Genomic DNA, 14,731 nt, shown 5'->3' with positions numbered 1-14,731 from the left:
CCCGCGGGAAGTATGGATTTCTTTTTGTGTGCCAAAATAAGCAAGGGCACAAAAGGAGGTCGGACACCGTCTTACATGAGTGGATACTGATTGTCGGTGAGCTGGATGGGGCGTGTGAGAAGCTGACATCAGCTTTAAATCAGGCGGGTTTTGAAATACGACATACTGAGAGCGGCATCGAGGCATTGGATAGGATTCGGCAAGAAGTCCCCACATTGGTTCTGACAAGCACGCAACTGAAGGATATGGATGTTTTTGATTTTTTACGTGAGCTAAAAGACGGCGCATCTGCCATACAATGTCCAGTGATCGTACTGACCATGGATCTTTCAACTTCAGAGCTTGTAAGGGCGTTTCAGGAAGGTGCTCATGACTATGTGGATTTGACGAGGCCGCCTGAGGAGCTGCTGGCGCGGATTCGTAAGCTGCTGGAGCTTTTTTATATGGCCAGGGGCCCTGCGGAGACGGTGCTGAACTTTGAGGATGTGACCGTTCAATTAAAAAGCCGGAAAGTATTTCGCGGAGATGCCCATATCAAGCTGACTCCGAAAGAATACGAGCTGCTGTGTTTTATGCTAAGGAAGGTGAATCATGTGTGCAGCAGAGAGGAACTGCTCCAGGAAGTGTGGGGCTATGATTTCCGGGTGGATACCAATGTCGTTGATGTATATATCCGTCATCTGCGAACCAAGATTGACCGGGGGTATCCCCGTAAAATCATCCATACCGTGCGGGGAATGGGCTACATGATCCATTAATAATATCCTGATATATGAAAAAACAAGCTGGCCCTGTCAGACAGGATCAGCTTGTTTGGTAGGATTAGGACAGCCGTTCTTGTTCCAATTAAAGAACCCGGCGTGCCTTCAGATAAGTGCGGTCCCAGTTGCCGGCATTCAGGTTAGAGTACGTCACACCCGGGCTGCCATAAGTGTGCAGAATTTTCCCGTTTCCTACATAGATGGCCACGTGAGTCACATTTCTGCCATTGGCACGGCTGCCGCTGGAGAAGAACACAAGATCGCCGGCTCTCAGGTTTGAGCGGGATACGGCTTTACCTACTTTAGACTGGGCTACTGATGTGCGCGGGAGTGTAACCCCTACGGACTTAAATACATACTTCGTAAAGGAAGAGCAGTCAAAGTTCCGTGTAGTAGAAGTTGAAGCACCGAATTTATAAGGTACACCCAGGTATCGTTTACCGAGGTTGATCGCTTTTTGAGCTTTAGAAGTTGCGGTGGCCTGAACGGATACCGTAGATGAAGCAGCATGGACGGAAGCAGCACCTGTTGCAAAGAATCCTATAGAAGTGACTGCAGCACACAGCCCTAGAGTCAATACTTTTTGGAATAATGTATTCTGTGTTCTCATGTTGTACCTCCAAATTTCTTTTCTTGTTGGGTATGGCTGTAGTATAGCAGGTTATTTACCACCTATAATTTGGAGATGACCTTATCGGACCAGGCCTGGCAGTAGGTTGAGGATGATTATTAAAATATCATTAAAGTTACAAAATCTTTAACTTTAATAGCGCATACATTGTAAAAGATAAGCAAAGAACCCTTGAGGGACAAGGGTTCTTTGCTTTTTGCCTTTTGAAACTTTTAATTTGGAGAATTACAATGTTGTCATTGTAATAGATACAGTCAATCCTTACTTTGGATGACCAATAGAAGCCCGCTCTCAATCTGAATCTTCCCTTGTTGGCCGGTAAGCCGGTTGCTTATGCCTAGGGATTGCCCCATCTTAATGGTGGCATCTTGCAAAGGGTACATAAATCCGCTAAGCGTAATGCCGGTAACTTCAGGTGTAAGAGGAAGAAGCGAGACGTATGTAAATCCCCGGTCTTCAACAACCAATGAAGAGCCTGTGAGTGTAATGTAGTTATGCTCATCTATAATGGAGCTGACAACCTGATGCTGCAGCCCCCGAAGCATCATCTGAATATTGGAGAGAGAATGATCCTGCCTTGACCCCATGGCCCCTATCATAATGACTTCCGGTGCCTGCTGGTCAATGGCCATATCGAAAGCCAGCTCTGTATCGGTTAAATTTTTGTCCACTGGATCACACACGATAATTTCCCCGCAGCTCTGACGAACCAATTCAAGCTCCTCAGCGGTAACCGAATCAAAATCTCCAACAGCTATGTCGGGTTTAATGCCATTCTGAACAAGGAATAATGCCCCCTTATCCGCTCCAATGATGAAGTCGTCCTGCCGGATTTCCTTGATGCTGTCCGGACTGATATTCCCACCCGTAAATATTAAAACCCGTTTTGGCGCCATGCTGCACTTCCTTTCTCACCTTAACGTAAGTTCTATTTCTTAAGTATAGGACAACTTTATGTCTTGCACAATTTTGAAGCGCCGGATTACAATAAAAAAGTCGTGCAAAGAGTCGAGAGAGTAGGGGCAGAGAACAGATGCATATTTTTGATATTTTCAGTATTATCGGAACTATCGCCTTCGCTATGTCTGGAGCTTTTGTGGCGATGGAGGAGGAGTACGATATTCTTGGCGTGCTTGTTCTTGGCCTGGTAACCGCATTTGGCGGGGGGATCATCCGCAATGTGCTCATCGGGGTGCCGGTGACCACACTTTGGACCCAGGGGGATTTAATTATTTTGGCGAACCTGTCGGTTTTTGTGGCCTTTGTGCTTCCGCTCAAATGGATTCATCACTGGAAAAGGACGGAGGCGCTTTTTGACGCTATCGGACTTTCGGCCTTTGCCATCCAGGGGGCGCTTTATGCAACCAAAATGCATCACCCGATGAGCGCTGTTATTGTGGCGGCGGTCCTCACCGGAATCGGTGGAGGGATTATCCGCGACCTGCTGGCTGGACGCAAGCCGTTAGTGCTGCGTGATGAAATTTATGCTGTATGGGCAATGGTGGGTGGAGCGGTAGTAGGGTTCGGAATTGCCCAGAACACTTGGCAGCTCCTGCTGCTGTTCGCCGCGGTAGTCTTGTTTAGAATGCTGTCCGTTCATTATAAATGGAAGCTTCCAAGACGTTCCCTCAAAGAATACACCCCGCATTCACAGCATGTGGATTCATAATGACAAATTTGCTTTAAAAGTGTATAGGAACAAGAAAACGCCGGAATCGATATGCATCGACTTCCGGCGTTTTCACTCTGAACCATTTTATTTAAGGAAATACATCAACGCTTCGGGAAGCTCCTTCTGCCAGAAGCCCCACAGGTGCTTGCCGTCCTTTTCAAGATAGTGGACTTTGGCTCCCCGTGCTTCAAGCAGGGCCTTGGTGTTCCGGTTCAGTTCCACGAAATCATAAATACCGGTATCTGTCTGATAGTCCCGTTCCTGAAGGCCGACGATCATATACAGGGACAAGCTGGAGAGATCGCTCTCCTGAACCACGAGTTCCTGGGTGGGAATATAGAAGGCACCGGAAAGGCTGATGATTTTGGAAAACAGCTCCGGATTTTTCATAGCCAGATGCAGGGATACGGTCCCGCCAAGTGAATCTCCGGCCAATATCCGCTCTTCCCGCTGGTTTCTAACCGGATAATTGCGTTCAACAAAGGGAATGATTTCTTGTGTGAAACAGGATGTGTAGGCCTCAAACCTATGGCCGAATGGGGCGTATTCCGCTGTCCGGACCTTGGTGTCTACTTCAACTCCAACTACGATAAACGGATCGATTCCTTCATCCAGGATAAGCTGGTTGGCTGTAGTCGCAATGCGGCCGTAATTGAAGAATTCCTCCCCGTCCTGGCAATAAATTACAGGATAGCTGAGGATTTCGTTGTAACCTGGAGGGAGATAAATGCGCAAAGAACGCTGTTCCCCCAAGAACTTGCTGTCAATGACTTCTTTTACAATCGTCCGTTTTAGGTACCGCGAATCGGTCATGGATGGTTCACGCTCCGTCTCTTGATATTTTGCTTTTGAAAGCCTAATCAGGTAAGATACCCCTAGGCATGTCTTGGAAAAAGGGAGGATTTCCTTTTTTGATGTGTTATACAATTATCGTTCATCTGTTATACATACAAAAATCAGAGTTGAACACATTTTAAAGTATATCCTTTGACTTAAGTGGTGAAACAGATGTATAATAATTCTATAACAGTGGAACATGATATTCAAATTTTTTATCGAGGTGAAGATAATGAGCAAGGTTCCTTATGAAGTATATACGGAGGACGTTGACACGCTGTCCGTACTTTCACCTGCTGGTGAAATCGTAAACAAAGATAAACTTCCTGACTTGACTGATGATCAATTGAAAGAAATTATGTACCGTATGGTATTTACCCGTACTTGGGATGATCGTGCTGTGAACTTGGGCCGCCAAGGACGTCTTGGTTTCTATGCTCCGGTATCCGGCCAAGAAGCAACTATGGTTGGAAGTGAGTTTGCGCTTGAGAAAGATGACTTTGTATGTCCTGGATACCGTGATATGCCACAGATCGTATGGCACGGTCTTCCATTGTATCAAGCTTTCCTGTATTCCCGTGGGCATCAACACGGCGGTGAAATTCCTCAAGGTGTCAATGTACTTATGCCGCAAATTATCATTGGGGCACAAATCCTGCATGCAATGGGGATTGCAATGGGCTACAAGCTCAGAAAACAAAAGCAGGTCGTAATTACTTATACAGGGGATGGCGGATCTTCCGAAGGTGACTTCTACGAAGGTCTGAACTATGCCGGTGTTTACAAGCTGCCGGTTATTTTCTTTGTGCAAAACAACGGTTATGCGATCACCACTCCATTCTCCAAGCAGACTGCGGCTCTTTCCATCGCCCACAAAGCGGTTGCAGCCGGTATTAAAGGCGTAAAGGTTGACGGTATGGACGTTCTTGCCGTAATCAAAGCTGTCCAAGAAGCTGCTGAGCGCGGCCGCAACGGTGAAGGTGCTACCTTGATCGAAGCGGTTACTTACCGTTTCCGTCCGCATTCCCTGTCTGATGATGCTTCCAAGTATCGTACGAAGGAAGAAGAAGGCGAGTGGAGTGAGAAGGACCCAATTGCACGTCTTGCCAAGTACCTGGAGAAGAAAGGTCTTTGGACTGAAGAAGATACTGCCCGTGTGAAAGAAGAAGCGAAAGCAAAAGTGAACGAACAGATCAAGAAAGCGGAACAAACCGAGAAAATGACGGTTCCAGGCTTGATTGACAGCATGTTCGAAACCACTCCGAAATATCTGGAAGAGCAAAAGGCTGACTTCCAATAATATATCCCGCGAATACTCCCCGTTTGTTTTTTACTGACCGGAAGGGGAGTTATTGCACTGCCGGTTTATGCCGGTGAGGTTCAACTTATTTCATTGAATCAGGAACCAATCCTGACTTATAGGAGGATATCTAGCAATGGCACAAATGAACATGAAAGAAGCGATTCGCGATGCATTGCGCGTGGAATTGAAACGCGATGCCAATGTCCTGCTTTTCGGGGAAGACGTAGGTAATGTAGGGGGCGTATTCCGCGCAACCGAAGGACTGCAAAAAGAGTTCGGGGAAGAGCGCGTATTCGATACGCCGCTGGCTGAATCCGCGATTGGCGGTTTGGCGTTCGGTCTTGGTATCCAGGGCTTCCGTCCTGTTGCCGAGATTCAATTTGTAGGTTTTATCTTTGAAGCTCTTGACCAGATTCTGGTTCAAGCTGCGCGTCTGCGCTACCGTTCCGGCGGCCGCTACAATGCGCCTATCGTATTCCGTACACCTTTTGGCGGCGGTGTTAAAGCGGCTGAGCTTCATACGGATTCCCTGGAAGGATTGATTGCCCAAACACCGGGTATTAAACTAGTAATCCCTTCCAACCCATACGACGCTAAAGGTCTTATGATTTCCGCGATTCGCGATAATGACCCTGTCTTCTTCATGGAGCACCTTAACCTGTACCATGCTTTCCGTGCTGAAGTTCCAGATGGTGAGTACACTGTTGAACTTGGCAAGGCGAACGTGGTTAAAGAAGGTTCCGATGTTACCATCATTGCTTATGGTCTGATGGTTCACACCGCAGTTAAAGCGGCTGAAGAACTTGAAAAAACAAAGGGCATTAAAGCTGAAGTTATCGATCTGCGCACCCTGGTTCCTCTGGATATCGACACCATTGTGGCGTCTATCAAGAAAACCAACCGTGCCATCGTGGTACAGGAAGCACAGAAGTCCGCGGGTATCGCTGCGGAAGTTATTGCTCAAATCAATGAGAAGGCTATTCTTCACCTCGAAGCGCCAGTTCTTCGTGTGGCAGGTCCGGATACCGTGTATCCATTTGCCCAAATCGAGGATCAGTGGCTTCCATCTCCAGCTCGTGTGATTTCCGCAGTAAACAAAGTACTTGAATTTTAATTAACAACCGGACTATAAGGAGGTCTTCTAGGTGGCAAAATTTGAATATCGTTTCCCGGAACTGGGCGAAGGATTGCATGAAGGCGAAATTATCAAAATGCACATCAAGCCAGGGGATAAAGTAACCGACGATGACATCATCATGGAAGTGCAAAACGACAAGGCAGTAGTAGAAGTTCCTTGTCCTGTGAACGGTACAGTTCAAGAAGTATTCGGTAAAGACGGCGCAATCTTCCGCGTTGGCGACGTAGTTGCCATTATCGATGCTGAAGGCGAAGTTCCTGAGCAAGAAGGCGCCCCTGAACAGCACGGAAGCCAAGAGGCTGATGCGGCGAAAGGTGGAGCGGATACGAAATCTTCCCCTGCTTCTGACAGTCCGTCCGAAGCTAAACAAGGCGATGCAGCTGGCGCACCTGCTCCTGCGGCTCCGAACAAGGAAGTGCTTGCTACGCCTAGCGTTCGCAAATTCGCACGTGAGCAAGGCATCGATCTGACTCAAGTAACGGGTACAGGCAATGCTGGCAAGATCACTAGAGAAGATGTTGAAGCCTTCAAGAATGGCGGCGGTGCAGCTGCAGCTCCAGCGGCAGCTTCAGCAGGTGCTGCGCATCTGGAAGAAGAGCGCGTTCCATTCAAAGGAATCCGCAAAGCGATTTCCAATGCTATGGTTAAATCGGCGTACACAGCTCCTCACGTTACTATCATGGACGAAGTGGATGTTACTGAGCTGGTGGCGTTCCGTACCCGCATGAAACCAATCGCCGAGAAGAAAGGCACGAAAGTGACTTACCTGCCGTTCATCGTTAAAGCTTTGGTTGCGGCTTCCCGTCAATTCCCGGCGCTTAACGCTTCCATTGACGAAGAGAACAACGAAATTGTTTACAAGAAGCATTATGACATCGGTATTGCTACTGATACAGATAACGGCTTGATCGTTCCAGTCATTAAAGATGCTGACCGTAAGAGCATCTGGATGATTGCTGACGCTATCCGTGACCTGGCTGCACGCGGCCGCGAAGGCAAGCTTAGCCCTGCCGAAATGAAAGGCAGCACAATTTCGATCACAAATATCGGTTCCGCCGGCGGTATGTTCTTTACCCCAATCATTAACTACCCTGAGGTAGCTATCTTGGGTACTGGACGTATTTCCGAGAAACCAGTTGTGAAGAACGGTGAAATCGTAGTTGCTCCAGTCATGGCTCTGTCCCTTAGCTTCGACCACCGTCTGATTGATGGTGCAACAGCTCAAAACTTTATGAACTACATTAAATCACTGCTCGCTAATCCTGAGCTGCTGGTTATGGAGGTGTAAGTAATGGTAGTAGGAGACGCTTCTCTTGATATCGATACATTAGTCGTAGGTGCCGGTCCCGGCGGTTATGTGGCAGCCATTCGCGCTGCCCAACTGGGACAAAAAGTAGTAATCGTGGATAAATCCGAGCTTGGCGGCGTGTGCTTGAACCGTGGATGTATTCCATCCAAGGCTCTGATCTCCGCGGCTCATCAATATGAAGCTGCGAAGCATGGCGACGCATTCGGGATTTCCGCAGACAACGTAAAAGTTGACTTCTCCAAAACCCAAGCTTTCAAAAATGGTGTTGTGAAGAAGATGACTCAAGGTGTGGCTGGACTTCTGAAAGGCAATAAGATCGAGGTATTCAGCGGTGAGGTTATGTTCATTAACGAAACCGAAGCACGTGCTTTCAATGAACACGAATCCCCACGCTACCGGTTCAAACATTGTATCCTGGCAACAGGTTCCCGTCCGATTGAACTTAAGCCGTTCCCATTCGGCGGCCGTATCCTGTCCTCCACCGAAGCGCTGCAGCTTGAAGAAATTCCTTCGAGCCTCGTTGTTATCGGCGGTGGTTACATCGGTGCCGAGCTTGGTCAAATGTTCTCCAAATTCGGAACTAAAGTAACGATCATTGAAGGTCTGGACACTGTGCTTCCTGGCTTCGACAAGGATATGACCCGTCTTGTTGCGAAGAGCATGGAGAAAACCGGCATTGAAATCGTAACAAATGCGAAAGCAGAAAGTGCTGAGCAGACAGATAAGAACGTGACTGTGAAATACTCCGTTAACGGAGAGAGCAAAGAAGTTACAGCAGACTACCTGCTGGTGACTGTTGGACGCCGTCCAAATACCGATGGCGATCTGGGTCTTGATCTTGCGGGTGTGGAACTGACCGACCGCGGTCTGGTTAAAGTTGACCATCAAGGACGCACAACTAACCCGAACATCTTTGCGATTGGCGATATTGTTCCAGGTCTTGCGCTGGCCCACAAAGCTTCTTACGAAGGTAAAGTGGCGGCAGAAGCGATCTCTGGCCTGCCATCTGTAGTTGACTACAAAGCGATTCCGGCTGTTGTATTTACAGATCCTGAATGCTCCAGTGTTGGCTACACCGAGAAGGAAGCTAAGGAGAAAGGCTTCAAAGTGAAAGCCGGTAAGTTCCCGTTTGCGGGTAATGGCCGTGCAACTTCTCTGAATGCTCCAGACGGATTCATTAAGATTGTAGCGAATGAAGAGAACAACCTGGTTCTTGGCGCACAAATCGTAGGTATTGAAGCATCCAATTTGATTGCCGAGCTGGGTCTGGCCATCGAAATGGGAGCAACTCTTGAGGATATCTCCCTTACAATCCATGCTCACCCAACTCTTGGTGAGATTGTTATGGAGACTGCAGAACTTGTGGAAGGTCATCCAATCCACGTCATTTCCCGTTAATCTTGTTACTCCTGTGTGCACATGGACACGGGTCTCTTAAGCGAAATTGAACATATTTTGGCAAGAACGCAGCCCGCGTTCTTGCCTTTCTTTTTATTGTCTGTTAACAAGATGGGCGGCATCATGATATATTACATAAGAGAAAGTTGGAGGTGTGGATCGTGCAAAATTATTTGGATTTGCTTAAGGATATTCAAGAACACGGGACCCGGAAAGATGACCGCACAGGTACAGGAACGATCTCGGTCTTTGGTCGTCAGCTGCGCTTTGATCTGTCCAAAGGGTTCCCGCTGGTTACAACCAAACGCATTCATCTCAAATCAGTAATTCATGAGCTGTTGTGGTTCCTTAAAGGGGACACCAACATTACTTATTTGAAGGAACACGGGGTCCGGATATGGGACGAATGGGCGGATGAGAACGGGGATCTCGGTCCTGTCTACGGCTCCCAATGGCGTTCTTGGGAGACCCCGGATGGCCGTGTGATTGATCAGATCACCAACGTGGTCGAGGGCATCAAGAACAATCCGGATTCCCGCCGTCATCTGGTGAGTGCTTGGAACGTGGCGGAGATTGAGAATATGAAGCTGCCGCCGTGCCATTTTGTGTTTCAATTCTATGTGGCTGACGGGAAATTAAGCTGTATGCTGACCATGCGCTCGGTGGATACGTTCCTGGGACTTCCCTTCAATATTGCAAGTTATGCTCTGCTCACACATATGGTGGCTCAGCAATGTGATCTTGAGGTTGGAGAGTTCATCTGGTCCGGCGGGGACGTGCACATCTATACCAATCATTTGGAGCAGGTGCAGCTTCAGCTGACCCGTACACCATATGAACTGCCGAAGCTGGTCATCAAGCGGAAGCCTGAGTCTATTTTTGATTATAAATATGAGGATTTCGAATTTGAAAACTATGTGTACCACCCGGCTATTAAGGCGCCGGTGTCCGTCTAACTCTACTGTGTGACAACGGATGGTGGAAGCGGGGCAGAAGACCGTTTAGACATTTTGAAAAAGGGGGTCTAATGATGGGTATTACACTGATATGGGCTATGGCCCGGGGGGGGGTAATCGGCAGGGACAACAAGCTGCCGTGGCGGCTGCCTGCAGATTTGGCATTCTTCAAGGCCCAGACGCTCGGCAAGACGATGCTGATGGGAAGAAAGACGTGGGAATCCATCGGTTCAAAGCCGCTTCCAGGCCGCCGGAATGTGATTCTGACAACGGACAAGTCATTTCAGGCGGATGGAGCGGAGACTGTGCATTCCATGTCTGAAGCCTTAGAGCTGGCCGTGCCCGGAGAGGAACTTATGGTCATCGGTGGAGCGGGAGTGTTTGAGCATTTCCTGCCATATGCCACCCGCCTGCTGGTTACCTTTATCGATGAGGACATCGAAGGGGATGTAGTCTTTCCTGAACTGGACTGGTCCTCGTTCAAGCTCACGGATGAGGTAAAGGGAATTCGGGACGAGAAGAATCCATATGATTACCGGTTTGTAACCTATGAACGCGTTAAAGCAGTTGCGCAATAATGCAAACTATTATGAATAAAGTCCATTAATATGCTTTGTCGTGAGTGATAAAATATTTTAACAGTATAGTCTTAACCAAGAAATCCATGAACAACAGCGATCGGAAGAACATGTCACCCCGCTGTCTTGATCTATATAATCAGTTGTTCTACTTTTATTGATTAAATTAAATCATATAATATAAAGGGAACAGGGCGGTTAAACTGTGCTTTGTTCTTTTTATGGTGAAGATGGGATGGCTTGTGATGGCTGCATTCTACTTCCGTATAGATATACAAATATAGAGATGGGGGAAAGTTAGATGTCTACACCTACGGGGTTTATGGAATTTAAGCGACAGCTTCCGGGAGACCGCAGTCCCTCTGAACGGGTTAAGGATTGGGAGGAATTCCATAAACATGCTTCGGAAGAGGAGCTCCGGACACAAGGAGCCCGGTGTATGGATTGTGGTACACCGTACTGTCACACCGGAATCGATATGACTGGGGGAACCTCGGGATGCCCGGTACACAATTTGATTCCAGAGTGGAACAATTTGGTTTACCGTGGACAATGGAAGGATGCGCTTGACCGTCTTCATAAGACGAACAACTTCCCAGAGTTTACGGGTCGTGTATGTCCAGCCCCTTGCGAGGGCTCCTGTACGGTGGGCCTGATCGGACAGCCGGTTACGATCAAGACGATTGAAGAAGCTATTATCGAGCGCGGCTTTGAAGAAGGCTGGGTCGTAGCGCAGCCGCCCGAGAAGCGTACAGGTAAGCGTGTAGCCGTGGTTGGCTCTGGACCAGCGGGTCTTGCCTGTGCCGCACAGCTTAACAAGGCAGGTCATGAGGTAACGGTATATGAGCGGGCAGACCGTGTCGGCGGGCTTCTAATGTATGGAATTCCGACAATGAAGCTGGATAAGTCTGTTGTAGAGAGACGTGTGAACCTTCTGGTTCAAGAAGGGGTGAAATTTATCACCAACACGGAAATTGGCAAGGATATTCCTGCGCAGCAGCTTGTTGATGAATTTGATGCTGTAGTCCTGTGCGGAGGGGCGACCAAACCACGGGAATTTAATATTGAAGGCAGCGAGTTGAATGGAGTGCATTATGCCATGCCGTTCCTTAACGGCACGATTCGCAGCTATCTGAACTCCGGCCTGCAAGATGGCGATTATTTGTCCGCAGAAGGCAAAGACGTTATCGTTATCGGAGGTGGGGACACCGGTTCTGACTGTGTGGCTACTTCGCTTCGTCATGGCTGCAAGAGCATTACCCAGTTCGGTACACATGCCAAGGCTCCGCTCGAGCGGGACCCGATCCAAAACCCTTGGCCGCAGTTCCCGAACGTATACACGCTGGATTATGCCCAAGAGGAAGCCAAGGCACTTTACGGTGAAGATCCGCGTGAGTTCTCCATTATGACCACGAAGTTTGTGGGAGATGAGCAGGGCAACCTGAAGGAGCTGCATACCGTTCAAATTCAGCGGATTGTCGATGAAACCGGACGCAAGATTTATCAGCCGATTCCAGGTACGGAACGCGTATTCCCGGCTCAGCTTGCGCTGATCGCGATCGGATTTGACGGACCGGAGAACACGATCATCAATGAGCTGTCTCTGGAGACGGACCGTCGTTCTAATGTGAAGGCGCGTTACGGCAAATACAATACCAATGTGGACAAAGTATTTGCTGCTGGCGATATGCGCCGCGGTCAGAGCCTTGTGGTATGGGCCATCAACGAGGGACGCGAAGCTGCCCGTGAAGTTGATAAGTATTTGATGGGTGCAACGGTTCTGGTGTAATGATATAATAATAGAATGCAACGGGGCTGCGCTGTGCGCGGCTCTTTTTTTGCCGAGAAGATCTTGGGAGAGGGGAAGCGTCTCACCATGAAAACGTTAGTCATCGCAGAGAAGCCGGATATGGGACGGACCATTGCCGCGGTCATTGAACCGAAGGCGAAGAATAACCGGTCTTATCTCGAGGGAGAGCAGTATATCATTACCTGGGCGATCGGGCACTTGCTTGGGCTTGCCGAGCCGGATGCTTATGATCCCAAATATAAACGATGGAACTTCGCGGATCTGCCGATTCTACCGGAGCATTTCAAGATTGTGCCGAATCCGAAGACGAAGGATCAGCTCAAAATTATCGGTGATTTGGCCAAACGGGCGGACCGGATCGTAAATGCCTGTGATGCCGGGCGGGAAGGCCAATACATCTTCGCTTTGATCCAGCAGCAGCTTCGTTTGACCCAGCCTGTAAGAAGGCTGTGGATTTCCGATTTGACTGCGGAGAGTATAGCGAAGGGCTTTGCCGAGCTTAAGGACAGCTCGGAGTTCGCCAACCTAACTGTTGCCGCAAGGGCCCGCAGCGAGGCCGACTGGCTTGTGGGCATGAATGCCTCGAGAGCATTCACCACCAAACATAAGGAGCTGCTGTCTGTAGGGAGGGTCCAGACTCCGGTTCTGGCTCTGATCTACGATCGGCAGAAAGAGATCGAAAGCTTTGATTCTCTCACGTATTACGAGATTAAAGCGGAATTTCATCAGGAGGACCGGGTATATCCCGGGTCCTGGCAGGGTGACCGTCTTACAGATAAGGAGAAGGCGGAGCGGATTGCGGGTAAGGTGAAGGGGAAGGAAGGCCGGATTACAGGGTACGAGGTTAAGGATACAAAGGAGTACCCCTACAAGCTGTACGATCTGACCCTGCTTCAGCGGGAAGCTAATGCGAAATACGGGTACTCTGCGAAGAAGACACTCGATATCGCACAGGCGCTGTATGAGAAACATAAGGTGATCACCTATCCGCGTACCAGCTCGAACTATGTTACGGAGCAGAATATTGAGGGGATGCACAAAGCTCTTCATATGCTGAAGTCTACAAGCTATCAGGAATTGGCTAACGGTGCCAGCCCTGGATTCGTACACAAAAATAACAAGTCGGTTTGCAATCCTGCACGTGTGGAAGATCACCATGCGATTCTTCCAACTCTAAAACGGGCCGGCTCTTTAAGCCCAGAGGAGCAGAACGTGTATGATCTTGTGATCCGGCGGTTCCTATCCCAATTCTATCCCCCAGCTGAGTACAAACAGCACACGGTGCTTACTGAAGTTGAAAGCGAGATCTTTAAGACCAATGTTAAAGAACTGCTGTCGTTAGGCTGGAAGGTGTGCCAGGGAACCGAGGAAGGCCGTAAATCCGGTTCCAAAAGCAAGAAGAAGGATGAAGAAGAGGAAGCGGAGCAGCTTGTTAGTGAACCGTTCCAGGTGGACCCGGACAAGCCTGTAGTTTGCCGTAAAGCCGAGGTAAAAGAGAAGGCGACGCAGCCTCCTAAAGCCTATACAGAAGGTACGCTTTTGAAGGCGATGGAAAGTGCGGGCAAGCAGCTGGAGAATGAAGAGCTGCGGGATGCCATGAAAGATGCCGGCTTGGGTACGCCGGCGACTCGGGCCGCCACGATCGAACGGCTGAAGAAGGTCGGCTACATTACCATGCAGGGCAAGAAAATAACGGTCACGCAAAAAGGTCGGACCGCGGTTGAACTGATCCGCCATGCTGGAGTTGAGCTGTTGACTTCGCCGGAGATGACGGGCCAGTGGGAGCGGCGTCTGCACCAAATTTCACGGGGCGAGGCAGCCGGTGAGAAATTTATGGAGAACGTCAAGAAGTTTACGGTCTCCATTATTGATAAGGTGCGCTCGCAGCCCATGGCCCCGCCTTCCCGCTTCGAAGGGGAAGCGAAGCCTGCCGGCAAAGGGCGACAGGCCGGCGCAGCCAAACGGCCAGCATTGCAAGCTGGCTCCAGGACGGCCAGTCAAACCAAAGCCAATGCCACGGCCACGGCGGAAGCTTCTTCATCCGTCCGTCAACCGCTTGGACTTTGTCCACGGACGGGATGCGGTGGACAGTTGATTGAAGGCAAGAAGGGGTACGGATGCACCCATTTCAAGGCGGGCTGCGGATTCGTCATCTGGAAGGAGTTCTCAGGCAAGAAGGTTTCCCAGAGTATGCTGACCGCCCTGCTTGAGAAGGGTCAAACTCAGCTTCTGTCTTTCAAGGATGGGGATACGGACTACAAGGCCCGCATCAAGCTGCTGGATCATGAGACAGGGCAGCTTGCCCTGGACAAAACGGAATAAAATGAAACAAACGGAC

The 14,731-nt window shown here is 49.2% G+C and carries 13 protein-coding genes; 10 read left to right on the top strand and 3 right to left on the bottom strand.

Annotation, left to right across the window (positions count from 1 at the left end; genetic code table 11):
- The first annotated feature begins 26 nt into the window (after nucleotides 1–26).
- Complete coding sequence (locus tag KJS63_RS00885) at nucleotides 27–758, top strand: response regulator transcription factor (protein WP_213617559.1); 732 nt, start codon at nucleotides 27–29, stop codon at nucleotides 756–758.
- Nucleotides 759–846: 88 nt separating this feature from the next.
- Here KJS63_RS00885 and KJS63_RS00880 read toward each other — a convergent pair whose 3' ends face one another.
- A complete protein-coding gene (locus tag KJS63_RS00880; RefSeq protein WP_213617558.1) occupies nucleotides 847–1,371 on the bottom strand; it encodes a C40 family peptidase in 525 nt (174 codons plus the stop codon).
- A gap of 275 nt (nucleotides 1,372–1,646) precedes the next feature.
- Nucleotides 1,647–2,288: a thiamine diphosphokinase gene (locus KJS63_RS00875; protein WP_068617492.1), complete on the bottom strand. Its 642-nt coding sequence runs from the start codon at nucleotides 2,286–2,288 to the stop codon at nucleotides 1,647–1,649.
- Between the two features lie 137 nt (nucleotides 2,289–2,425).
- Here KJS63_RS00875 and KJS63_RS00870 point away from each other — a divergent pair, with 137 nt between their 5' ends.
- Nucleotides 2,426–3,061: a trimeric intracellular cation channel family protein gene (locus tag KJS63_RS00870; RefSeq protein WP_068617494.1), complete on the top strand. Its 636-nt coding sequence runs from the start codon at nucleotides 2,426–2,428 to the stop codon at nucleotides 3,059–3,061.
- Nucleotides 3,062–3,148: 87 nt separating this feature from the next.
- Here KJS63_RS00870 and KJS63_RS00865 read toward each other — a convergent pair whose 3' ends face one another.
- Entirely contained in the window at nucleotides 3,149–3,877 is a 729-nt protein-coding gene (locus KJS63_RS00865; RefSeq protein WP_213617557.1) for an alpha/beta hydrolase, read from the bottom strand.
- Nucleotides 3,878–4,133: 256 nt separating this feature from the next.
- Here KJS63_RS00865 and pdhA point away from each other — a divergent pair, with 256 nt between their 5' ends.
- The 8 genes from pdhA to KJS63_RS00825 all read left to right on the top strand — a co-directional run bounded on the left by pdhA (nucleotide 4,134) and on the right by KJS63_RS00825 (nucleotide 14,715).
- Nucleotides 4,134–5,201 carry a pyruvate dehydrogenase (acetyl-transferring) E1 component subunit alpha gene (gene pdhA, locus KJS63_RS00860; RefSeq protein WP_068617497.1) on the top strand — a complete coding sequence of 356 codons (1,068 nt, stop codon included), beginning with the start codon at nucleotides 4,134–4,136 and terminating at the stop codon, nucleotides 5,199–5,201.
- 136 nt (nucleotides 5,202–5,337) lie between these two features.
- Nucleotides 5,338–6,318 (top strand): alpha-ketoacid dehydrogenase subunit beta, encoded by a 981-nt coding sequence (locus KJS63_RS00855; RefSeq protein ID WP_213617556.1) that lies wholly within the window; start codon nucleotides 5,338–5,340, stop codon nucleotides 6,316–6,318.
- A 31-nt stretch (nucleotides 6,319–6,349) separates the two neighbouring features.
- Complete coding sequence (locus KJS63_RS00850) at nucleotides 6,350–7,630, top strand: dihydrolipoamide acetyltransferase family protein (protein WP_213617555.1); 1,281 nt, start codon at nucleotides 6,350–6,352, stop codon at nucleotides 7,628–7,630.
- A gap of 3 nt (nucleotides 7,631–7,633) precedes the next feature.
- Nucleotides 7,634–9,049 carry a dihydrolipoyl dehydrogenase gene (gene lpdA / locus KJS63_RS00845; protein ID WP_068617502.1) on the top strand — a complete coding sequence of 472 codons (1,416 nt, stop codon included), beginning with the start codon at nucleotides 7,634–7,636 and terminating at the stop codon, nucleotides 9,047–9,049.
- Between the two features lie 161 nt (nucleotides 9,050–9,210).
- On the top strand, nucleotides 9,211–10,005 hold the full coding sequence (thyA, locus tag KJS63_RS00840) for a thymidylate synthase (protein WP_280520766.1): 795 nt from the start codon (nucleotides 9,211–9,213) through the stop codon (nucleotides 10,003–10,005).
- Between the two features lie 74 nt (nucleotides 10,006–10,079).
- Entirely contained in the window at nucleotides 10,080–10,583 is a 504-nt protein-coding gene (locus KJS63_RS00835) for a dihydrofolate reductase (protein WP_213618289.1), read from the top strand.
- Nucleotides 10,584–10,884: 301 nt separating this feature from the next.
- Nucleotides 10,885–12,372: a glutamate synthase subunit beta gene (locus KJS63_RS00830; protein ID WP_213617553.1), complete on the top strand. Its 1,488-nt coding sequence runs from the start codon at nucleotides 10,885–10,887 to the stop codon at nucleotides 12,370–12,372.
- A gap of 87 nt (nucleotides 12,373–12,459) precedes the next feature.
- Nucleotides 12,460–14,715, top strand: coding sequence for a type IA DNA topoisomerase (locus KJS63_RS00825; protein WP_213617552.1), 2,256 nt, complete (start codon nucleotides 12,460–12,462; stop codon nucleotides 14,713–14,715).
- The last annotated feature ends 16 nt before the right edge of the window (nucleotides 14,716–14,731 follow it).

It is taken from the genome of Paenibacillus sp. J22TS3, from assembly GCF_018403205.1.
In the GTDB taxonomy this organism is placed as follows: Bacteria; Bacillota; Bacilli; order Paenibacillales; family Paenibacillaceae; genus Fontibacillus; species Fontibacillus tuaregi.
This window is presented reverse-complemented; position numbering and strand designations above follow the sequence as displayed.